The sequence below is a fragment of the Rhodococcus olei genome (assembly GCF_039540555.1).
Taxonomy (GTDB): domain Bacteria; phylum Actinomycetota; class Actinomycetes; order Mycobacteriales; family Mycobacteriaceae; genus Rhodococcus_G; species Rhodococcus_G olei.
This window is the reverse complement of sequence record NZ_BAABFB010000072.1, coordinates 20,967-40,177: the sequence shown is the minus strand read 5'-3', so window position 1 is coordinate 40,177 and position 19,211 is coordinate 20,967. Positions and strand designations below refer to the sequence as shown.

Annotated in this window: 23 protein-coding genes; 18 read left to right on the top strand and 5 right to left on the bottom strand. The window is 68.0% G+C overall.

The window, feature by feature from the left end; translation table 11 throughout:
- Window positions 1-16: 16 nt before the first annotated feature.
- Complete coding sequence (gene hypB / locus ABD951_RS24080; protein WP_345351412.1) at window positions 17-826, bottom strand: hydrogenase nickel incorporation protein HypB; 810 nt, start codon at window positions 824-826, stop codon at window positions 17-19.
- A 4-nt stretch (window positions 827-830) separates the two neighbouring features.
- Window positions 831-1,160 carry a hydrogenase maturation nickel metallochaperone HypA/HybF gene (locus ABD951_RS24075; RefSeq protein WP_345351724.1) on the bottom strand — a complete coding sequence of 110 codons (330 nt, stop codon included), beginning with the start codon at window positions 1,158-1,160 and terminating at the stop codon, window positions 831-833.
- A gap of 335 nt (window positions 1,161-1,495) precedes the next feature.
- Between ABD951_RS24075 and ABD951_RS24070 the strand changes: the two genes are divergently transcribed.
- From ABD951_RS24070 to ABD951_RS23995, 16 genes are all read left to right on the top strand, one after another.
- Window positions 1,496-2,200, top strand: coding sequence for a hypothetical protein (locus ABD951_RS24070; protein ID WP_345351409.1), 705 nt, complete (start codon window positions 1,496-1,498; stop codon window positions 2,198-2,200).
- Between the two features lie 5 nt (window positions 2,201-2,205).
- Window positions 2,206-3,372: an SRPBCC family protein gene (locus ABD951_RS24065; RefSeq protein WP_345351406.1), complete on the top strand. Its 1,167-nt coding sequence runs from the start codon at window positions 2,206-2,208 to the stop codon at window positions 3,370-3,372.
- A complete protein-coding gene (gene gvpJ, locus ABD951_RS24060; RefSeq protein WP_345351403.1) occupies window positions 3,369-3,779 on the top strand; it encodes a gas vesicle protein GvpJ in 411 nt (136 codons plus the stop codon). The genes ABD951_RS24065 and gvpJ overlap by 4 nt, the downstream gene beginning before the upstream one ends.
- A complete protein-coding gene (locus ABD951_RS24055; protein ID WP_345351721.1) occupies window positions 3,779-4,570 on the top strand; it encodes a GvpL/GvpF family gas vesicle protein in 792 nt (263 codons plus the stop codon). The genes gvpJ and ABD951_RS24055 overlap by 1 nt, the downstream gene beginning before the upstream one ends.
- A gap of 2 nt (window positions 4,571-4,572) precedes the next feature.
- Window positions 4,573-4,845 carry a gas vesicle protein GvpG gene (locus ABD951_RS24050; RefSeq protein WP_345351400.1) on the top strand — a complete coding sequence of 91 codons (273 nt, stop codon included), beginning with the start codon at window positions 4,573-4,575 and terminating at the stop codon, window positions 4,843-4,845.
- A gap of 21 nt (window positions 4,846-4,866) precedes the next feature.
- Window positions 4,867-5,190 carry a gas vesicle protein GvpO gene (gene gvpO / locus ABD951_RS24045; RefSeq protein WP_345351397.1) on the top strand — a complete coding sequence of 108 codons (324 nt, stop codon included), beginning with the start codon at window positions 4,867-4,869 and terminating at the stop codon, window positions 5,188-5,190.
- Window positions 5,187-5,585, top strand: coding sequence for a gas vesicle protein (locus ABD951_RS24040; protein ID WP_345351394.1), 399 nt, complete (start codon window positions 5,187-5,189; stop codon window positions 5,583-5,585). Before gvpO ends, ABD951_RS24040 begins: the two co-directional genes overlap by 4 nt.
- A gap of 16 nt (window positions 5,586-5,601) precedes the next feature.
- Window positions 5,602-6,360 carry a GvpL/GvpF family gas vesicle protein gene (locus ABD951_RS24035; RefSeq protein ID WP_345351718.1) on the top strand — a complete coding sequence of 253 codons (759 nt, stop codon included), beginning with the start codon at window positions 5,602-5,604 and terminating at the stop codon, window positions 6,358-6,360.
- Complete coding sequence (locus ABD951_RS24030; protein ID WP_345351391.1) at window positions 6,357-6,578, top strand: gas vesicle protein; 222 nt, start codon at window positions 6,357-6,359, stop codon at window positions 6,576-6,578. Before ABD951_RS24035 ends, ABD951_RS24030 begins: the two co-directional genes overlap by 4 nt.
- A complete protein-coding gene (locus ABD951_RS24025) occupies window positions 6,571-6,873 on the top strand; it encodes a gas vesicle protein K (protein WP_345351388.1) in 303 nt (100 codons plus the stop codon). The genes ABD951_RS24030 and ABD951_RS24025 overlap by 8 nt, the downstream gene beginning before the upstream one ends.
- Window positions 6,874-7,399: 526 nt before the next feature.
- A complete protein-coding gene (locus tag ABD951_RS24020) occupies window positions 7,400-8,179 on the top strand; it encodes a DUF1206 domain-containing protein (protein WP_425569940.1) in 780 nt (259 codons plus the stop codon).
- A 15-nt stretch (window positions 8,180-8,194) separates the two neighbouring features.
- Window positions 8,195-9,394 (top strand): AI-2E family transporter, encoded by a 1,200-nt coding sequence (locus ABD951_RS24015; RefSeq protein ID WP_345351384.1) that lies wholly within the window; start codon window positions 8,195-8,197, stop codon window positions 9,392-9,394.
- Between the two features lie 319 nt (window positions 9,395-9,713).
- The gene (ku, locus tag ABD951_RS24010; protein WP_345351381.1) at window positions 9,714-10,658 is read left to right on the top strand and encodes a non-homologous end joining protein Ku; all 945 of its coding nucleotides are present in this window, start codon (window positions 9,714-9,716) and stop codon (window positions 10,656-10,658) included.
- A 92-nt stretch (window positions 10,659-10,750) separates the two neighbouring features.
- Entirely contained in the window at window positions 10,751-12,874 is a 2,124-nt protein-coding gene (locus tag ABD951_RS24005; protein ID WP_345351378.1) for a catalase, read from the top strand.
- A gap of 97 nt (window positions 12,875-12,971) precedes the next feature.
- On the top strand, window positions 12,972-13,442 hold the full coding sequence (locus tag ABD951_RS24000) for a DUF4383 domain-containing protein (RefSeq protein WP_345351375.1): 471 nt from the start codon (window positions 12,972-12,974) through the stop codon (window positions 13,440-13,442).
- Window positions 13,443-13,471: 29 nt separating this feature from the next.
- The gene (locus ABD951_RS23995; protein WP_345351372.1) at window positions 13,472-13,741 is read left to right on the top strand and encodes a DUF7218 family protein; all 270 of its coding nucleotides are present in this window, start codon (window positions 13,472-13,474) and stop codon (window positions 13,739-13,741) included.
- 76 nt (window positions 13,742-13,817) lie between these two features.
- On the opposite strand, the gene ABD951_RS23990 is transcribed toward ABD951_RS23995, so the two are convergent.
- On the bottom strand, window positions 13,818-14,696 hold the full coding sequence (locus ABD951_RS23990) for a patatin-like phospholipase family protein (protein ID WP_345351369.1): 879 nt from the start codon (window positions 14,694-14,696) through the stop codon (window positions 13,818-13,820).
- A gap of 752 nt (window positions 14,697-15,448) precedes the next feature.
- Here ABD951_RS23990 and ABD951_RS23985 point away from each other — a divergent pair.
- Together ABD951_RS23985 and ABD951_RS23980 are read left to right on the top strand one after the other, a co-directional pair.
- Window positions 15,449-17,770: an APC family permease gene (locus ABD951_RS23985; protein WP_345351715.1), complete on the top strand. Its 2,322-nt coding sequence runs from the start codon at window positions 15,449-15,451 to the stop codon at window positions 17,768-17,770.
- 250 nt (window positions 17,771-18,020) lie between these two features.
- Entirely contained in the window at window positions 18,021-18,161 is a 141-nt protein-coding gene (locus ABD951_RS23980) for a hypothetical protein (RefSeq protein WP_345351366.1), read from the top strand.
- A 206-nt stretch (window positions 18,162-18,367) separates the two neighbouring features.
- Here ABD951_RS23980 and ABD951_RS23975 read toward each other — a convergent pair whose 3' ends face one another.
- Together ABD951_RS23975 and ABD951_RS23970 are read right to left on the bottom strand one after the other, a co-directional pair.
- Entirely contained in the window at window positions 18,368-18,562 is a 195-nt protein-coding gene (locus ABD951_RS23975; protein ID WP_345351363.1) for a CsbD family protein, read from the bottom strand.
- Window positions 18,563-18,716: 154 nt separating this feature from the next.
- Window positions 18,717-19,097 (bottom strand): hypothetical protein, encoded by a 381-nt coding sequence (locus tag ABD951_RS23970; protein WP_345351360.1) that lies wholly within the window; start codon window positions 19,095-19,097, stop codon window positions 18,717-18,719.
- Between the last annotated feature and the right edge of the window lie 114 nt (window positions 19,098-19,211).

Sequence of the window (19,211 nt, the reverse complement as noted above, 5' to 3'; positions counted from 1 at the left end):
CGAATCACTCACTCGTTTACCGCAGGTCGGCCACCCAGTGGTACCACTGGTCGAGGCCGTCACCGGTGGTGGCCGACAGTGCGATCAGCTCGACGTCAGGGTTGACCGATTTGGCATGGCGCACACACATTTCGAGATCGAAGTCGACGTACGGCAGCAGGTCCACCTTGTTGACGATCACCAGATCCGCGACCGCGAAGATGTGCGGGTACTTCAAGGGCTTGTCCGTTCCCTCGGGCGTCGAGATGAGCACCACCTTGGCGCGTTCACCGAGGTCGAACAGCGCGGGGCACACCAGGTTCCCGACGTTCTCGACGAACAACAGGGTGTCCGAGGCGGGCCCGAGCGCTGTGAGCGCATCGTGCACCATCGTGGCGTCCAGGTGACAACCGGCGCCGGTGTTGACCTGCACAACCGCACAGCCGGTGGAGCGGATGCGCTCGGCGTCCAGCAGCGTCTCCTGGTCGCCCTCGATCACCGCGATGGGAGTCGTCGTCGACAGATCGCGGATCGTGCGCTCGAGCAGCGTCGTCTTGCCGGCCCCGGGTGAGCTCATCAGATTGACGACCACCACCCCGCGATCGTCGAGCCAGCCGCGGGTGCGCTCGGCGAGCAGGTCGTTCTTGGCGAGCACCTGCTGCTCGAGCGCGACGGTCTCGGTGTGCACCGGCGCCTCGCGGTGACCGTGACCGTGACCGTGCGGATGCTCGTGGCCGGGCGGGTGATCCGATCCGTGATCGTGGAGGTGGTCGTGAGGGTGGTCGTGCTGGTCGGCGGGAACCACGACCCGCGGGCCCGCATCACCGCAGCCACAGGTGGCGCACATCGCTTCAGCTCACTTCCATCGACACAATTCGCAACTCTCGACCCGACCGCACCTCCACGTCTGCACTTCCACACGCGCACAACAGAATCGGGTCGGAAAGACGAAACTCGGCGCCGCAGCTGCGACAGCGGCCGCACCCGGCTGGTATCTCGATGTCGAGTCTGGCCCCCTCCGCGACCGTACCGGCGGTGACCAATTCGAAACAGAACTGCATCGAGTCGGGGACCACGGCACACAACTCACCCACGGCGACACGCACACTGTGGACGCGACGGTCACCTGCTCGCTCGCACACGGCCTCGACCACGCTCTGGGCGATCGCCAGTTCATGCATCACAGCCCCACTCCACCCGCTGCGCGCGGGCCCCTGTCCACGATAGACCTCCTCCGCACCGGGAATTCGCATCTTTCGCGCCGATTGCAGGGTTCGGCAGTCACCGCCCGGGCCTCCCGCGCCGCTCGCGGGCGGGATCCGTCCGTTGTCACGACCGCCACGGCGGGCGAATCGACCGTCGATGTCGAGTCTCCCGTCCGGAGGGTTTCGGACCTCGGAGCCTGGGTACTCACTGTCGTGGTCAGGCCCGGGCCCCGTGATCGAGGTCCAGTCCCCGGCTCGACAAGGAACGTTTCGACCCCACCACGGGGCGCGGTCGACGAGGAGAATCGACGATGAAGTCCGGAACGAAAGCGGCATTGGCACTCGGAGTGGGTGCGGGGTATGTCCTGGGCCGTACCCGCAAGATGAAACTCGCGTTGATGCTCGCCGGTGGAGGCCTCTCCGGCCGGTTGCCCGGGACCCCTCGCGAGTTCATGCAGCAGGCCGTCGATGCGCTCGGGTCCTCCGCCGAACTCGGCAAGATCACCGAGTCCGTGCGGGGCGACCTGGCCAGTGCGGCCCGCGCCGCCGCGGCGACGGCCGCGGCCAATCGGATCGACGCTCTGACCGGCCGCCTGCAGCAGCGCGAGTCCGCACCCGCGGACGAGGAAGACGAGGACCAGGAAGAGGCCCGCGAGAAGCCGGCGCGGAAGACGCGCGCGCGCAGGACGAAGTCACATCCTGACGAGGAACCGGAAGACGAGCACGACGAGGACTTCGAGGACGAGGACGCCCGCGAGCCCGAAGACGACGAGTACGACGAAGAACCCGAAGAGGAGCCGTACGAGGACGAGAACGAGCCGGACGAGGACGAGGAGCGGGGCGGTCGGAGACCGGCCGCGTCACGTCGCCGCCGCAGCTCGGACGATCGCTCCTCCGGCCGGCCTCGCACCCGGACACGCTCGGGTGCGGACTCGGAGTCGACGCCGTCACGGCGCACCGGACGCTCCGAGAGCAGTACAGCGACGCGCGCGCCCGTGCGTCGCACAGGAAGGTGAGACCGGTGACCCAAGCTGTCGAACATGCGACCGAGAAGCTCGGGAAGGTTGCGAAGGATGCCGTGGGCACGGTGAGCAAGGCCGGCCGCTCGGCCGCTTCCACCCCCGCTCAGGACCTCGCACCACTGACACACTCGGTGGAGAATCTGGTCGGGACCCTGGCCGAGCGCGCCGTGTCGACCCTCACGGACAAGGTGGGCAACGCGGCCGAACGACTGACCGACTACGCCGAAGGATCCGGAGGCAGCCTGCTCGCCGCCGTCACCGGATCGCAGAAGCTGGCCGAAGGCAAGTCGCCCCTGTCGGCGGCGATGAGTGCCGGGCTGTCGAGCGTGAAGGATCTGGCGGGTCGGAAATTCGAGGACATCAAGGAGTCGTTCACCGGAGCCAGGGGAAAGGGCAAGGGCGGTAAGAAGATCAAACTCACCAACATCGTCGAGCAGATCGACGTCGGTGTGCCGGTACAACTTGCCTACGATCAGTGGACGCAGTTCGGCGAGTTCCCCAAGTTCATGAAGAAGGTCGAGCAGGTCGAACAGAAGTCGGACGTGAAGCTCGCGTGGACGGCCAAGGTCTTCTGGTCTCGCCGGACATGGCAGTCGACGATTCTCGAGCAGGTTCCCGACGAGCACATCATCTGGCGCTCCAGCGGGAACAAGGGGTACATCGACGGGGCCGTGACATTCCACGAACTCGCCCCTTCGCTCACCCGCATCATCCTGATCCTCGAGTACCACCCGCGGGGCCTGTTCGAGAAGACCGGAAACGTCTGGCGTGCTCAGGGCCGTCGGGCTCGGCTGGAGCTCAAACACTTCCAGCGCCACCTGATGACGCAGAGCGCCCTCCACCCGGACGACGTGGAGGGTTGGCGTGGCGAGATCCACGACAGCAAGGTGGTCGAGGAACCCGAGAACCGCGAGGACCAGGAGCAAGACGAGGAGCGCGAGGACCAGGACGAAGACGAGGAGCGCGGCGCGGAGACGGCCGACGACGAATCGACCGAATCCGAGTCCCGACCCAGGCGGCGCCGCACGTCCTCCGACGCCAAGCGAGCCGGCTCGTCCGGCGCTACGCGCCGCGGGAGCGAGTCGACAGGGCGTCGTGAACGTCCCGAGCCGCGGCGGAAGGAGAAGTCGCGCCGGACCGAGAAGAAGCAGGAGTCCGAGAGATGACCATAGCGACACAGGGACCCGGCGGCGGTGGCGGGTTCGGACGGCCGAGCGCCTCCGGACTTGCCGACGTTATCGACACCATCCTCGACAAGGGCCTGGTCATCGACGCCTTCGTGCGCGTGTCACTCGTCGGTATCGAACTGCTGACGATCGACGCCCGCGTGGTCGTCGCCAGTGTCGACACCTACCTGCGGTTCGCGGAGGCGGTGAACCGGCTCGAGATCTCCAAGAGCGAACCGGTCGGGCTCCCGGGGCTGGTCGGTGACATCGCCGAGGGCGGTGCGAAACACAAGACGAAGGGAGCGCTCGAGGCCGCCGGTGAGAAGGTGTCGGATTTCCTCGGAGAGATTCAGGACCGACGCGAGGAGCGCGCCGAGCGGCCATCGAACCAGCGAAGGGAGCGATGATGTCGACATCCGACGACAGCACCGAAACACGCTCGGGAACCGGAACGTACGTCTACGGTATCGTCCCGGCCGATGTCGAGACCAACCCCGACGCGTCCGGCGTGGGTGATCCGCCAGGGCACGTGACAACGGTGCGGCACAACGAGATTGCCGCTCTCGTGAGCGAGATCCCGGTCGATCACCCGCTCGGCACACCCGAGGACCTGCAGGCGCACGCCCGACTGCTGGACGGTTCGGCCGGCGTCGCACCCGTCCTGCCACTCCGCTTCGGGGCGGTGATGACGGACACGGACGCTGTCACCGAGGAACTGCTCAGTCCGAACCACGACGATTTCCGCGCTGCCCTGGACGAATTGGAGGGGCAGGCGCAGTACGTCGTCAAGGGTCGCTACGCCGAGTCCGCGATCCTGAACGAGGTGCTGACCGACAACGCGGAAGCGGCGCGGCTTCGTGACGAGATCCGGGACAAACCCGAGGACGCCAGCCGTCCGGCCCGCATTGCGCTCGGCGAGTTGGTCGGCAAGGCGATCGACGCCAAACGCGATGCGGACACCCGATCGGTGCTCGACGCGCTCGAGCCGCTCGCCCGTGCCGTCAGCCTGCGTCCCCCGACGCACGACCTGGACGCGGCGCACGTGGCGGTGCTCCTCGACGTGGCCGCGCAGGACGACCTCGAGAAGACCGTGGCCGGCCTTGCACGCGACTGGGAGGGTCGCGTCGAGATCCGCGTACTGGGTCCGATGGCGGCGTACGACTTCGTGATGAAACGCGAACCGGAGCCGGAGGAGTGACGATGGGACTGTTCTCCGCGGTCCTGGGCTTGCCGTTCGCGCCCGTCCGGGGTGTCATCTGGCTCGGCGAGTTGATCCAGGACGAGGTCGAGAACCAGCTCCACGATCCGGCCGCGGTCCGGCGGGAGCTGGAAGCAATCGACGACACGGCCGCCGCGGGTGACCTGTCGGCGGAGGAAACGCGGCGCGCCCAGCAACGTGTGCTGGCGCGCCTGACGAACCAGGCCGGAGCCCGCCCCGAGCGCACGGAGCCCGGGACCGCCCCGGACCAGTGAACCCCAGAGGAGTGATCGGCCATGCCGAAGGCGCCTCGCGACGACATCGACGACCGCGATCCGTCGCAACCCGCGACGATCTCTGCGGCCGAGGCCGCGGCAGTCGCCGTGCGCCACATGGTCGAACTCACCGGCCGGGAGCCGATCGGAGCGACCTCGGTCGCACCCACCGACGACGGGTGGCTGGTGGAGACCGAGGTCGTGGAGGACCGTCGTATCCCGACCTCCGCGGACATCCTGGCCCTGTACGAGGTGGAACTCACCCTCGACGGCGACCTGCTCGCGTACCGGCGGACACGGCGATACCCGCGCGGCAGCAGTGATCCGGGGCGGGACCCGCGATGACCATCTCGGCCAGCGGTCCAGCCGCTCCGCAGCCGTACGGGTCGGGACATCAGTCCACGAGCCTCGGCGACATCCTCGAGCGTGTCCTCGACAAGGGCCTGGTGATCGCCGGGGACATCCAGGTCAATCTTCTCGACATCGAGCTGCTCACGATCAAACTGCGGTTGGTGATCGCATCCCTGGAGACGGCCAAGGCGGTCGGGATCGACTGGTGGGAGCACGATCCGTGGCTCAGCGGATCGAGCCGTGACCTCGAACTGGAGAACCGCGCTCTGCGGGAACGGCTGGCGCAGCTCGAGCCCGGAAGCACGGTGCCCGCCGTCGAATCAGGGTCCCGGATGTCGGCGGCGCCGGACACCGTGCGGGAGCCCGAGGAGGACGAACGTGGTCGATGACGGCACCGGCGTGTGGATGTACGCGGTCGTCGGCGAGGGTCCGCTCAGCGGACTCCCGGCCGGCGTCGCCGGTGAGCGTCCCCGCGCGATCGAGGCGGCCGGGCTCACCGCGATCGTGGGCACTGTCGGCCTCGACGAGTTCGGCGAGGCCGCATTGCGCCGAAACCTCGAGGACCTCGACTGGCTGGAGGTGGTGGCACGGGCCCATGACAGGGTGGTGGCCGCCGTGGCCCACACCACCGACACGGTCCCCCTCCGACTCGCCACCGTCTGCCGGGACGACGATCGGGTACGGACGTTGCTGGCCGAACGCCGACGGGAGTTCGACGCCGCGCTTCGCCAGATCACAGGGCGCGCCGAGTGGGGCGTGCGCGCGATCGCCGACACCACCGCACCGCCGGACCGCGACGCCGCCACGGACACGACCGCCGGCGCCGGCGCTCGTTACCTCGCTCGGCGGCGCACGGAACTGTCCTATCGGGAAACGGTGGAGCGCGAAGTCGAAGCGGAAGCCGACGGTGTGCACGACGCACTCCTGCGAATCGCCGTGGCTGGGCGCCGCCAACCCGCCACGGCGCCGGTGCTCGTGGGCACGCGCGCCTGGATGCCGCTCAACGGCACCTATCTGGTGGACCGCAGTCGAGCGGGCGAGTTCGCCGAGGCCGTCACGGCGCTCGACGAGAGTTCCCGGCGGCTCCGGCTGGATCTGACCGGTCCATGGCCGCCGTACTCGTTCACCGGAATCGACGGCGACAGTGGCGAGGAGCCGTCGTGACCGTGTCGTCGGAGCAGGGCCGAGAACGCCGAGTCGCACTGGTGGATCTGCTCGACCGAGTGCTTGCGGGCGGAGTCGTCATCGCAGGTGACATCACGCTCTCGATCGCGGACGTCGATCTGGTCCAGGTTTCCCTGCGCACCCTGATCTCCTCGGTGCGGGCGCTACCGGCATCCGGCGCGGTGGTGCCGAGTTCGGGCGGGGTCACCCATGGCTGACCGACAGCCCGGTCCCGCGGCGGCGGGACTGCCGCAACGCATCGGCGCCGACCCGGAATCCGTGGAACGAGGCCTGGTGACCCTCGTCCTCACGATCGTCGAACTGCTCAGGCAGCTCATGGAACGTCAGGCACTGAGACGCGTGGACGAGGGCGACCTCAGCGACGAGCAGATCGAACGGGTCGGCACGACGCTGATGCTGCTCGAGAAGCGAATGACGGAGTTGCGTGAGCACTTCGGGCTCGAGCCCGAGGACCTCAACATCGATCTCGGGCCGCTGGGAACCCTCCTGTAACCGGAATGAGAAGCCCGTGGCATTCGGGCGGACGCCCGCACCGGCCGATCGGATCACCCCTGCCCGGTTTGGCTCACGGCGCTCTCCGAAGAAGCCGACCGCGACGGACGAGCCCGGTACACGGAAGCAGTCGACCACCTGGTCTCGGTCGGCCTCTGCAAGGGCGAGCCGGGTGACACGTTTCCGGGCGTCCGCGGTCGGGTATCACGCCGTCAGGCGACGCGTCGTCGCTCATCGGCACCGTCGGCGTTCAGGGCCGAACGAAACCACGCAGGGAGACGGATGACCATGGACCAGGCCAAGGGGAATCTCGAGCAGCCCTGCGACAAGGTCGAGGACGGCCTTCACGGAGTGATCGGGCGACGTTTTCGAGCGCGGTCCGGAGTCCGGCGGCGAAACCGAGAGGAAGGGACTGTGATGTCCGTCATCGTCGCACCGTGGAGTGGACGGATCGAGCATGGGATCTGATTCGGTGACGGGTCGAGCAGCGACAGCAGCCGGAGGCGCTGCGTCCACCCCCGCGCGGGTGGCGCAGAACAGCGTCTTCGAGCGATTCGCCCGGGCTGGATACCTCGCCAGTGGCCTTGTCCACCTGATCATCGGGTACATCGCGATACGGCTGGTCCTCGGTGGCGGAGGTGGAACGGTCGACCAGTCCGGGGCACTCGCGACACTCGCGAGCACGCCGGGCGGCCCCCTCACCCTGTGGGTGGCGGTTGTCGCGTTCACGATGATGGGTCTGTGGCGCCTCGTCGAAACGATCCTCGGGCGGGCCACCGACCCCAAGTCGCAGGGCCTATGGTCCGAGGCCTTCGATCGGGCCAAGGCCTTCGCCCTGTCCGTGACCTACTTCGTGTTCGCGTTCACCACGTTGGGATTCGCCCGGGGTGCCGGAAAATCCAGCGGCGCGCAGGAATCGGGGATCAGCGTGCGCCTGATGCAAACCCCCGGCGGGAAAGCCGCACTCGTCGCGGGCGGTGTGGCGATCGTCGCCGTGGGCGGCTACCACGTCTACAAGGGCGCGACCCGGAGCTTCCTCGAAGACCTCGAGGGATCCCCGGGAGATGCCGTACGACGGCTGGGCATCGTGGGGTACGTCGCCAAGGGAATCGTCCTCGCCGGTGTCGGAGTACTCCTCGTCGTCGCCGCGTTGCGGTCGCAGCCGGACCGGGCCACCGGTCTCGACGGGGCACTGAAGACGCTTCTGACGCATCCCGCCGGCGCGGTGATGCTGGTCCTGGCGGGCCTGGGAATCATCGCCTACGGCCTGTACAGCTTCGTGATGGCGCGCCACACCAAGATGTGACAGCGGGAGGCTCCCATGCTCGACAGCGACGACTCGTCGAACGCGGCCGACGGCCACGCCGACAAGGTTCACGACGAGAGTGTCGGGCAACCGCACACCGACGCGGAGGGAGACCGGATCGTCGCCGCGGAGCAGGCCGCGGCCCGGCTCAGCACTCCCACCCACCCCTTCGGCACGTCGGGCCCCCGATTCGACCGTGGCTCGCCGTTCATGGTGGGAATGGCCGGGGCAGCTGGAGTGGCGGTCACCTACGGCCTGATCCAGGTGCTGGTCGCCGCGCGTGGAGTCCTCGTACTCGTCGCGGTCGCCGCCTTCCTTGCGATCGGTCTCGAACCCGCGGTGTCCTGGCTGGTCCGGCGCAGGCTGCCCCGGTGGGTGGCGGTGACGACCGTGTTCGTGATTGCCTTCGGTCTGCTCGTCGGGTTCCTGGCCGCCGCGATACCGCCGCTGGTGACGCAGGGCACCGCGTTGGTCCACAATGCTCCCGACTACCTCCAGCACCTTCAGCGGCGCTACCCCGTCGTCGATCAGATCAACGACCGATTTCACCTGCAGGGCCAGCTCCAGCGGGCGGTCGAGGGTGAATCGGTGCCCAGCGTGCTCGGTGGCATCGTGGGTGCGGGAAGGTTCGTGTTCAGCGCGATCACCGGGATCGTGATCGTCGTCGTTCTCACCGCGTACTTTCTCGCGGACTTCGCCAGGATCCGTGCGTCGTTGTACCGCTTTGCACCGAGTTCCCGGCGACCCCGAACGATTCTCATCGGCGACGAGATCTTCGCGAAGGTCGGCGGTTACGTGTTGGGGAACCTGCTGATCTCGCTCATCACGGCCGTGCTCACCTTCGTGTGGCTGCTGGTTTTCGACGTGCCGTACCCGCTGTTGCTGGCCGTGCTGGTGGCCGTACTGGATCTGATCCCTGTCGTCGGATCCACGTTGGCCGGCGTCGTGGTCGCGCTCGTTGCACTGACGGTGTCCCTGGCCGTGTCCCTCGCCACCGTGGTCTTCTTCATCGCCTTGCGCCTGTTCGAGGACTACCTGCTCGTGCCGAAGATCATCGGCCGGACCGTCAAGGTGCCACCGCTGGTCACGGTGGTTGCGGTCCTGATCGGCGGCGCGCTTCTCGGAATCGTCGGCGCGCTGCTCGCGATCCCGGTCGCCGCCGCGGTGTTGCTGCTGGCACGCGAAACCCTGCTACCCCAACTCGACCGCAGCTAGTCGGGCGGATACGGACACCAACCTCCGGCGCGCCGGAGGGCGAGGCCCCGCCCCGTGGAGGAGAACACCCACCCATCACACTCCCGTATCCCGACCACCCGCGACCGTCCGGTCACGGGGTCGTCTTCGTCGGCCACGGGTGGCTGCGTGCACCGGAGTGCCCCGGAACGGGTGTCGCGAGGCGGAAGGTGAGGGTCCACCCCGTCCTCGACTTCCGGAACGGGCGGCGACACGAACTCCGCGTTTCCCGTGGCAGCTCGGTGGGTAGACGAACGACGACCGGGGAACGATGTGTCGGAGGCGGTGTCGTATGCGCTCGATGTGGAAGGGCACGGTGACGTTCGGCCTGGTCGCGATTCCGGTGCGGCTCTACACGGCGACCGAGAACAAGAGCCTCGCGTTCCACCAGGTTCACGTCGAGGACGGGAGTCGGATCCAGCATCGGAGGTTCTGCGCGGCCGAGGACAGGGAGGTGCCCTACGACGAAATCGGCAAGGGCTACGAGACCGAGGACGGCCGCGTGGTGATACTCACCGACCAGGACATGGCCGAGCTGCCACTGCCGAGCGCCCACACGATCGACGTCCTCAACTTCATCCCGATCGAATCGGTCGACCCGATCTACTTCGACAAGAGCTACTTCCTCGAGCCGGAGAAGACGGCAGTCAAACCCTTCGTGATGCTTCGCGACGCGATGAACAAGTCCGGTCAGGTCGCCGTCACCAAGATCGCGATCCGGCAGCGCGAGTCGCTCGCGCTGCTGCGGGTGTACCGGGACGTCATCATGATCGACACCATGCTGTGGCCGGACGAGGTGCGCACCCCCGACTTCGGTTTCCTCGACAGCGATCCGCCGCAGGTCACGGCCAAGGAGATGAAGATGGCCGGTGGCCTCATCGAAGCGATGTCGGAGCCGGTCTTCGACCCGACCGAGTATCACGACGACTACCGCACGGCGCTGAAGGCCGTGGTGGACACGAAGGTCGAGGGCCACGAGACCGTCGAGCAGCCGGTGGAGCAGCCGTCGGACAACGCGGAGGTCACGAGCCTTCTGGAAGCGCTGACCAACAGCATCGAATCGACCCGAGCCGCGGGATCGCGGACCCCGCCGTCGAAGGCCGGCTCCTCGCGGGCGAGGGCGAAGCAGAGCGGGAGCACGACCAAGCGGTCGACGGCGAAGAAGTCCGCGAGTGCGCCGGCCACGGGACGAACCGCGAAGGCCTCGACGGGCGGCAGCCGCAAGCGCGCCCGCTCCCAGGGCTGACGCCCGCCGGCCGGTTTGAACGCGGACGGGACCGGGTACGACGGAGTCGCCCGCACCGAACAACCGAGAGAAGGTGCCCGACCATGGTGAACATGCCGTTACCAGGCGGGGATCCGAAACACACCACGGACGCCAAGGACGACCAGCTCGACTCGGCACGCGAGGGCGAGAACACCGGACAGCTGACCACGCAGCAGGGTGTGCCGGTCGCGCACACCGACGACTCGCTGTCCGCGGGAGAACGCGGCCCGACCCTGTTGGAGGACTTCCACTTTCGTGAGAAGCTCACGCACTTCGACCACGAACGCATCCCCGAGCGGGTCGTGCACGCCCGAGGTGCCGGCGCCTACGGGCACTTCACGCCGTACGACGGCCGATTGTCTCCGTACACCGCGGCCGAGTTCCTGACCGATCCGAACCAGCAGACCCCGGTGTTCGTCCGGTTCTCCACCGTGGTCGGATCCCGCGGGTCGGCCGACACGGTCCGCGACGTACGGGGTTTCGCCACGAAGTTCTACACCCGGCAGGGCAACTACGACCTCGTCGGCAACAACTTCCCGGTGTTCTTCATCCAGGACGGCATCAAGTTCCCCGATCTGATTCATGCGGTGAAACCCGAACCGGACACCGAGATGCCGCAGGCGCAGTCGGCCCACGACACGTTCTGGGACTTCGTGTCGCAGCAATCCGAGACGCTTCACGCGGTGATGTGGCTGATGTCCGATCGGGCGTTGCCGCGGAGCTATCGGATGATGCAGGGGTTCGGCGTGCACACCTTCCGATTCGTCGACGACGACGGCCGCGGCACGTTCGTCAAGTTCCACTGGCGGCCGACCCTCGGTGTGCATTCCCTGGTGTGGGACGAGTGCCAGCAGATCGCAGGCAGGGACCCGGATTTCAACCGGCGCGACCTCTGGGAAGCGATCGAGGCCGGACAGTTCCCGGAATGGGAACTGGGCGTTCAGCTGATCCGGGAGTCCGGCGAACACTCCATCCCGTTCGACCTGCTCGACGCGACGAAGCTGATCCCCGAGGAATTGGTGCCCGTCCTGCCGGTGGGACGCATGGTCCTCAACCGCAATCCCGACAACTTCTTCGCCGAGACCGAGCAGGTCGCCTTCCACACCGCGAACCTGGTGCCGGGAATCGACTTCACGAACGACCCATTGCTGCAGGCCCGCAATTTCAGCTATTTGGACACACAGCTGATCCGGCTGGGCGGGCCCAACTTCGCCCAGCTGCCGGTCAACCGACCCGTCACCGAGGTCCGGACCAATCAGCGGGACGGTTACGGTCAACACTCCGTCCCCCGCGGCCGCACCGCGTACTCCGAGAACACGCTCGGCGGCGGGTGCCCCGCGCTCGCGCCGGAGAGCGGCTACCACCATCACAAGGACCAGGTGCAGGGGCCGAAGGAACGGGTACGTGCCGAGAGCTTCAGAGACCACTACAGCCAGCCCCGCATGTTCTGGAACAGCATGTCGGGCGTCGAACAGGACCACATCGTTTCCGCGTTCGGCTTCGAACTCGGGAAGGTGCGGGCGACGGAGATCCGCACCCGCGTGCTCGCGCAGCTCAACCTGATCTGCCACCGTCTGGCCACCCGGGTCGCATCGCTGATCGGGGAAACGCCCCCGCGTCACGACCTCCTGATCGACGACGGCGCCTCCTCCCCCGCGTTGTCCCAGCTCCGGCAGGCACCCTCGGGGATCGCGACGAGAAGGATCGCGATCCTCGCTGCGGACGGTGTCGACGTCGTCGGTGTACAACGCCTGCAGGAGACGATGCACGATCGGGGCGCCGTGACCGAGGTACTCGCACCGACCGAGGGCACACTGGACGGCGGATCCGGCGGTTCGCTCGCCGCCGATCGAGCGATCGTCACGATGAACTCGGTGCTCTACGACGCGGTCGTGGTGCCCTGCGGCCCGTCGTCGGTCGCGACCCTCACACACGACTGCGACGCCGTCCAGTTCGTCAGGGATGCGTACAAGCACGCCAAGCCGATCGCGGCTTTCGGCAGCGGCCTGGACCTGCTGCGCGTGGCAGGCGTCGAGGAGCCGCTGGCCGACCGGCCCGATGTCGTCGCCGAGCACGGCGTCGTGACCTCGGTGGCCGCCGGTGACGACCTGCCGAGCGCGCTGTTCAACGAACTGACCGGGGCCCTCGCCCGACACCGGTCGTGGGACCGCGCTTCCGGCACCCATCCGTCATGACCGGTCCCGTGCCGCGCGTTTGCCGGCGAGGCGTCCGGAGTATGGCTTGCACGCGGTCGATCGCGTAGCGGCCACCCACTTTCAAGGAGGTGGAACGATGGAAGCGCAATCGGAGCGGACCCCCGTGGGCGGGTCTCCCGTCCAGGTCACCGCCCTCGTCCTCGGCTTGGTGTTTCTCGTCGTCGGCGTGCTCGGATTCATCCCGGGAGTGACCAGGAACTACAACCTGCTCGCGTTCGCCGGCCACGAATCAGGTCCGGCATTGTTCGGAACCTTCACGGTCTCCGTTCTGCACAACATCGTGCACCTGATCTTCGGGATCGCCGGCGTTGCGATGTCCCGCACCCACGCTGCCGCCACGACGTATCTCGTCGGCGGCGGGGGCATCTACCTGGCGTTGTGGATCTACGGCCTGATCGTGGATGAACACAGCACGGCCAACTTCGTCCCGGTGAACACCGCGGGCAACTGGCTGCACTTCGGACTCGGCGCCGGAATGGTAGCCCTCGGACTGGTACTGGGACGGATCGGTGTGGCGCATGGTGCATTCCGTCCCCGCCACACGTGAACCGGGACACGACCGCGAAGGAGGACACGATGCCTCGGAAAGGCTCGGACCCGCACCTGAACGACCAGGAACTCTACGAGGATCTGCGCGACCAGGGCGCGTCCAAGGAGAAGGCGGCGCGCATCTCGAACGCGGCCGCCAACCGGGGACGCAGCTCCGTCGGCCGCAAGGGCGGCGAAGCCGGGTCCTACCAGGACCGGACCGTGCCGGAACTGCGCAAGCGGGCCAAGGAGATCGGGCTGACAGGGTACTCGTCGATGACCAAGAAGGAACTCATCGACTCGCTCCGCAACCACTGATCGTCACGGCCCCCCAGTCGGTCCAGTGCGGCGGCAACCTGGACCCTCGTTCCCGGTCCTGCGCGATCACCCGCCGTCACCGCGAGACGACCGTCACGGCGGTCGCGTGCGTGTGCATTCGGATGTGCGCGGCGGGATCCTCTCGGCGGCCGCCGTCGACGGCCAGGAACTTCGCGGCCTCGGTGTGAGCGCGGCGGATCAGCTCGTCGGCGTGCCCGAAGTCCATGGGGTTCACCGACAGTGGGCACGGCGGTGGGAGCACGATCAGGTCCGCTTCGCTCGCATACAGCGTGATGTCGTGCAGCAGCCGTTGATGCACCAGCAGTGCCATCGCCTGAGTCAGCGTCCCGAGCGCACTGCGCGGCGGGCTCGTCAGCGCACACGGGTAGCCGCACGGCAGCACATAGATCGTCCCCGCCCCGGCCTGGACGGCGCGCGAGATGGCGGCGTTGTCCGCCAGCCCGCCGTCGACCAGGGTGCGCTCACCGCACGTCACCGGCGGCAGCATCCCGGGAATCGCACTGCTCGCCAAGATCGCCGCGGCTGCCGGCCCGGAATCGAGCGCCACTTCCTCGCCGGTGAGCAGGTCCGTGGCGATCACCTGCAGGGCGATTCCGGCGTCCTCCAGGCGCGAGAAGGTCAGATGGCGATCGAGCAACTCGTGCAGGCCCTGGGCGCCGAACACGGCCGTACCCCGCCCCAGCAGGGTGTTCACAGCGCGGCGCGGGTCCGGCCGGAACAGCTGCCAGGTCCGCAACGACCGCCACAACGCACCCAACCCCGCGATCGCATCCGGTTGCGCGCCGTGGCCGGCCAGATAGCCTGCGTTCAACGCGCCTGCCGAGGTACCCACCAGCAGATCCGGGGCGATTCCGCGCTCGGCGATCGCCCCGAGCATGCCCACCTGCACCGCACCCAGACTGGCCCCACCGGAAAGGACGAACGCTGTGGCCATCTTCCGATCACCTCTATCACCAATGAGTTTTGATTATAGAAACCGGCCGGTTGACACAATATTCCCCGATATATTCCCCGATTCCCGCACGACCGGCCTGCCGGCCGAGGACTACACCACGAGGTGGATCGGGGCGTTGCGATCGGGGAATATCCCGACCATCATCGACCTGGTCGACCGACCCGTCGATCTTGCGAGCGCGGCGTCCGGATTCGAAACGTGGCCGACGCGAACCGGATCGACCCGAGGAACCGGGGCGGGCGGCGAGCCCGGGCCTGTTGTGCGCCAACACATTCGAAGCTCGACCCCGGATCGCACCTCGTGACCTTCAGCGAAAGGGGCGGAGATCTGTCGCCGCCATGTCAACGGGACGTCGAACACGGGGGCCACCGCGCGTGCATTGCCACCCACCGGCGATGGGGAGAAGGGTGGAGGTGGACCGGTGGCGCCACCGGGGCGCCGCCCCGTCAGGGAAGGGGCCGATCGTGTACGCACGTTCAACCCACACGAGGGGGGAACTCGGAAGGCATGAGCGCCACCAGTTCCGCGATCGCGAGCGGTCCGGTTCCCGAGCCGCCGCCGCAGCCACCGATTCCCACTCCCCCGATTCCGACCCCACCGCCGTTCCCGGATCCCGAACCCGATCCGAATCCGCCCGGGCCGGCGCCGCCGAGACCCACTCCGGTGCCGGGACCCGGGCCGGGTCCGATTCCGCCCGCTCCACCGCCCACGCCCGGTCGCCTCGTTCCGTGGTGAGGAACGCCGGACACGCTGCCGCGACCGGGGAAACGCCCGCGTACCTGATCAAACGTCTGCTGCTGGGGCGGCCCCTGATCACCCGGCAGATCCGGCGACAGCACCTGTCGAATCCAGTGGCGCTCGGGGTCCTGTCCCCCGACGCGATCTCGTCGTCGGCCTACGGCACCGAGGAAATCCTCATCGAGCTGCTCCCGTATGCGGGACTGGCCGCGTATGTGCTGCTCCTGCCCGTGACCGGGGTGATCCTCGGGATCCTGATCCTGGTCACCGCGTCCTACCGGCAGGTCGTCACCGCATACACCCGGGCAGGCGGCTCCTACGTCGTGGCCCGGGACAACCTCGGGCCCCGAATCGCGCAGATCGCCGCGGCCGCGCTGCTGGTCGACTACGTGGTCACCGTGGCGGTGCAGTCCGCGGCGGGGACCGTCGCGGTGGTGTCGGCGGTGCCTGCGCTCGGACCGTACAGCGTCGAAATCGCCGTCGCCTCGGTGCTGGCGATGCTGTACGGCAATCTGCGTGGCGTCCGGGAGGCGGGTCGGCTGTTCGCGATGCCGACCTACTTCTTCATCGCGATGCTCACGCTGACGATCATCGTCGGCGTGTTCAGGGAGATCGTGACAGGCCTTCCTCGTTACGACCCCGAGCAGTTGACCGGCGCCGTCCCCGTTCACCAGGGAAACGGGCTGGTGATGGGCGCCACGGTCCTGATCCTGTTGCGGGCGTTCGCGAACGGCGGATCATCCCTGACCGGCATCGAGGCGATCTCGAACTCGATCCGCTCGTTCCGAGAGCCGGTGGGCCGCAATGCGCGTCTCGTCCTGACCGTGATGGCAGGGATTCTCGGGTTCCTCGTCGCGGGGGTCTCGTATCTCGCGTTCGCCACGCACGCCACCCCGTACCAGTCCGGGTACCCGTCGGTGCTCGCGGAGATCGCCCGGGCAGTGTTCGGCGGCGGACCGGCGGGGCACGTTCTCTACCTGCTGGTGCAGGTGGCCACCGCCGCCATCTTGTTCACCGGGGCCAACACCAGCTTCAACGGGTTTCCGGCATTGGCGGATTTCGTGGCGGAGGACCGGTTCCTGCCGCGCCAGCTGGCTCGCCGCGGGCATCGTCTCGTGTTCTCGAACGGGATCGTCGTCCTCGCCGTGCTGTCGATCGTGCTGCTGGTGGTATCGGGCGGCTCGGTCAACGCGCTGGTGCCGCTGTACGCGATCGGCGTGTTCACCGGATTCGCGATGGCCGGCCTCGGCATGACGCGCTACCACCTGTCGCGCCGCGAACACGGTTGGCGGCACCGCCTCTCGATCAACCTCGCCGCGGGAGTCGTGTCGACGGTCGTGGTGGCCATCTTCGCGGTCGCGAAGTTCACCGAAGGCGCCTGGCTGGTCGTGGTGGTCTTTCCGCTCCTGGTCTGGGCGCTGATCGGGATCAACCACGAGTACCGAACCGAGGCGGCCATCCTCGATCGCCTACGCGCGGAGGCGCAGGACCGCGGGGCACCCGCCGAGCACCACGCGATCGTGTGCGCCGACGCCCTCGACCTGGCGGTGCTCGAGGCGCTGCGGTACGGCCGGAGCCTGGGCGCCGACAGCCTGTTCGCGCTGCACCTGGTCGTCGACGCCGAGCACGCCGACAGGCTGCGAAAACGGTGGGACCACTACGGAATCGACGCACCGCTGCACATCGTCGACTGTCCGGACCGCCGAATCGCTCCCGCCGCCCGCGACTACGTGATCGACCTTCTCGAACGCACGCGGGAGGCACACGTGACGGTGCTGCTGCCGCGCCGGGTGGCCTCACCGGTGCTCGGCCGGCTGCTGCACGGCCGCACCGGAGACGCCATCGCACGGGAGGTGTCGCGGATACCCGATGCCGTCGCCACCGTGGTGCCCTTCGACGTACGGGGTCGGGTCCGACCACCGAGCCGGCGCCGTCTCGGTCGGCTCCTGGAGCACTGGCAGTGTCGTGTCGTCGAGGCCGATCGCCAACGGATCGAGTCGTACGAGCACCCCGCACCGTCGGGGGCCGCGGTGCAGATCGGCCGCTTGACCAACGGCGTGCGCACCGTGGTGCAAGGCCGTGTCGAGGAGATCGACGAGGAGAGCCCGGACGCCCGGGCGATCAGCGTGGGAGACGACTCCGGAACCCTGCTGCTGCGCGTGACCGAGGGCAAGGGTGGGCGGCGTGACCTCGAGGTCGGTCAACTGCTGCGGGTCACCGGTGTCGCGCAACGCAATGAGGACGCCCCCGAGTCCGATGCGGCGTTCGTGATGGTCGACCCCACCTGGTGGGCCGTCGAGGACCGATCCGAGTGAACGAACCCCACATGTTTCATCGGACGCTGTCATGGGCACCCGACGCTGCGGCGTCTGACCACGCCGCCCGGCAAGGAGGCCACGATGAGCGTCGAGAGTGTCACTCCCGCACCTGGTGAGGACCGGCATCGCCGTGCCGAACCACGCACGGAGTCGGGCGACGAAACCGTCATCGTGTGGCCGGACCCGAGCCCGCTGACACCGTGGTGGGAATCCGTGCTCGGGCGGCGGGCACCGAGGTAGCAGCCGGATGGCCGTGAACCGCACGAAACGCCGGCGTCGCCGCCGCTTCGACGACAGTTGGCCGCACCTGCTGCGACTCGGCGGCGTGGTCGTGGCGTTCTTCGTCCTCAGCCTGCTTCTGCTCGCGCTGCTCAACCAGATCTCCTGACGGCAGAAGCACCGGCAAGGGAACTCGACTGGGGCACAGTCGATCCGGGATGGCGATCGGCGAAGACATCGACCTGAGCGGGCCGGCGACCAGCTGAGCCGAACAGGGCCCTCGCAGTTCGCGAGCCGGGTCGCCCACCGCGACGGTGGACGACCCGGCTCGTCCCGCCTGGCCCGCCCACGAGGAGTCGGGCGACGGACCTCGGGTCAGTGCTTGAACGCGTCCTTGACCTTTTCGCCAGCGTCCTTGACCTTTTCTCCAGCCTGCTTCAGGTTGCTCTTGGTCTGCTGGGCGTGGCCCTCGGCTTCGGTGTCCCTGTCACCGGTGGCCTTCCCGATCGTCTCCTTGGCCTTGCCACCGAGCTCTTCCGCCTTGTTCTTGGCCTTGTCGATGCCACTCATCTGCATTCCCTTCGAATGTCGGACCGGTCGCGGTCCGCGATCGGTCGGCCGCGCGTACCAGAGACGAGCGGTCCGGTCTCGGATACCCAGAACCGGTGCTCGGTCAACCATCTCGGCCGATGACAGTGCGATGGTCGATGTCGGCCGGAAGCCGTCAGGGGCAGGCGGGGTGGACGAGGTTGTAGATGTCAGCGGACTGCTCGGGGGTCGGCTTGGTCGGTCCGTTCGCGGCGACAGCCTCGATGTTCGCCGTGACTGTCTCCTTGCTCATCCCGGACGCGAGTTCCCCGCACGACTGCGTCACGATCTTCTCGATGTCCTCGTCCGACCGGTTCGTCGCCAGTTCTCCGTAGCCGGTGCGGAACGAGACGACGAACGCTTTCAGCTTCGCCTGGTCGATCGCATTGCCGGCGCTGGTCGCGCCATGTCCCATTCCGGTGCGCATGTCGTCGGTGCCGTCCGAGTCGCCGTCGCCGCATCCGGCAAGGACGCCGACGGCGAGAGCGGTCAGGGCAATTGCAGTGAGCGATTTCATGCGAAGGCGGGTACCCGGCCGGCGAAGTACGGAAACCGTGTTGCCTCGACCACCGAGGCCTGCTGGGGCAGTCGCGCTCCGGAGCAGACGACACCGGCGCGTGGACACCTGCGA

Excerpts from the sequence above, each read along its gene's own strand:
- hypB (WP_345351412.1), bottom strand. The coding sequence starts at position 826 with ATGTGCGCCACCTGTGGCTGCGGTGATGCGGGCCCGCGGGTCGTGGTT.
- ABD951_RS24075 (WP_345351724.1), bottom strand. The coding sequence starts at position 1,160 with ATGCATGAACTGGCGATCGCCCAGAGCGTGGTCGAGGCCGTGTGCGAG.
- ABD951_RS24070 (WP_345351409.1), top strand. The coding sequence starts at position 1,496 with ATGAAGTCCGGAACGAAAGCGGCATTGGCACTCGGAGTGGGTGCGGGG.
- gvpJ (WP_345351403.1), top strand. The coding sequence starts at position 3,369 with ATGACCATAGCGACACAGGGACCCGGCGGCGGTGGCGGGTTCGGACGG.
- ABD951_RS24055 (WP_345351721.1), top strand. The coding sequence starts at position 3,779 with ATGTCGACATCCGACGACAGCACCGAAACACGCTCGGGAACCGGAACG.
- ABD951_RS24050 (WP_345351400.1), top strand. The coding sequence starts at position 4,573 with ATGGGACTGTTCTCCGCGGTCCTGGGCTTGCCGTTCGCGCCCGTCCGG.
- gvpO (WP_345351397.1), top strand. The coding sequence starts at position 4,867 with ATGCCGAAGGCGCCTCGCGACGACATCGACGACCGCGATCCGTCGCAA.
- ABD951_RS24040 (WP_345351394.1), top strand. The coding sequence starts at position 5,187 with ATGACCATCTCGGCCAGCGGTCCAGCCGCTCCGCAGCCGTACGGGTCG.
- ABD951_RS24035 (WP_345351718.1), top strand. The coding sequence starts at position 5,602 with ATGTACGCGGTCGTCGGCGAGGGTCCGCTCAGCGGACTCCCGGCCGGC.
- ABD951_RS24025 (WP_345351388.1), top strand. The coding sequence starts at position 6,571 with ATGGCTGACCGACAGCCCGGTCCCGCGGCGGCGGGACTGCCGCAACGC.
- ABD951_RS24015 (WP_345351384.1), top strand. The coding sequence starts at position 8,195 with ATGCTCGACAGCGACGACTCGTCGAACGCGGCCGACGGCCACGCCGAC.
- ku (WP_345351381.1), top strand. The coding sequence starts at position 9,714 with ATGTGGAAGGGCACGGTGACGTTCGGCCTGGTCGCGATTCCGGTGCGG.
- ABD951_RS24005 (WP_345351378.1), top strand. The coding sequence starts at position 10,751 with ATGCCGTTACCAGGCGGGGATCCGAAACACACCACGGACGCCAAGGAC.
- ABD951_RS24000 (WP_345351375.1), top strand. The coding sequence starts at position 12,972 with ATGGAAGCGCAATCGGAGCGGACCCCCGTGGGCGGGTCTCCCGTCCAG.
- ABD951_RS23995 (WP_345351372.1), top strand. The coding sequence starts at position 13,472 with ATGCCTCGGAAAGGCTCGGACCCGCACCTGAACGACCAGGAACTCTAC.
- ABD951_RS23990 (WP_345351369.1), bottom strand. The coding sequence starts at position 14,696 with ATGGCCACAGCGTTCGTCCTTTCCGGTGGGGCCAGTCTGGGTGCGGTG.
- ABD951_RS23980 (WP_345351366.1), top strand. The coding sequence starts at position 18,021 with ATGGCCGTGAACCGCACGAAACGCCGGCGTCGCCGCCGCTTCGACGAC.
- ABD951_RS23975 (WP_345351363.1), bottom strand. The coding sequence starts at position 18,562 with ATGAGTGGCATCGACAAGGCCAAGAACAAGGCGGAAGAGCTCGGTGGC.
- ABD951_RS23970 (WP_345351360.1), bottom strand. The coding sequence starts at position 19,097 with ATGAAATCGCTCACTGCAATTGCCCTGACCGCTCTCGCCGTCGGCGTC.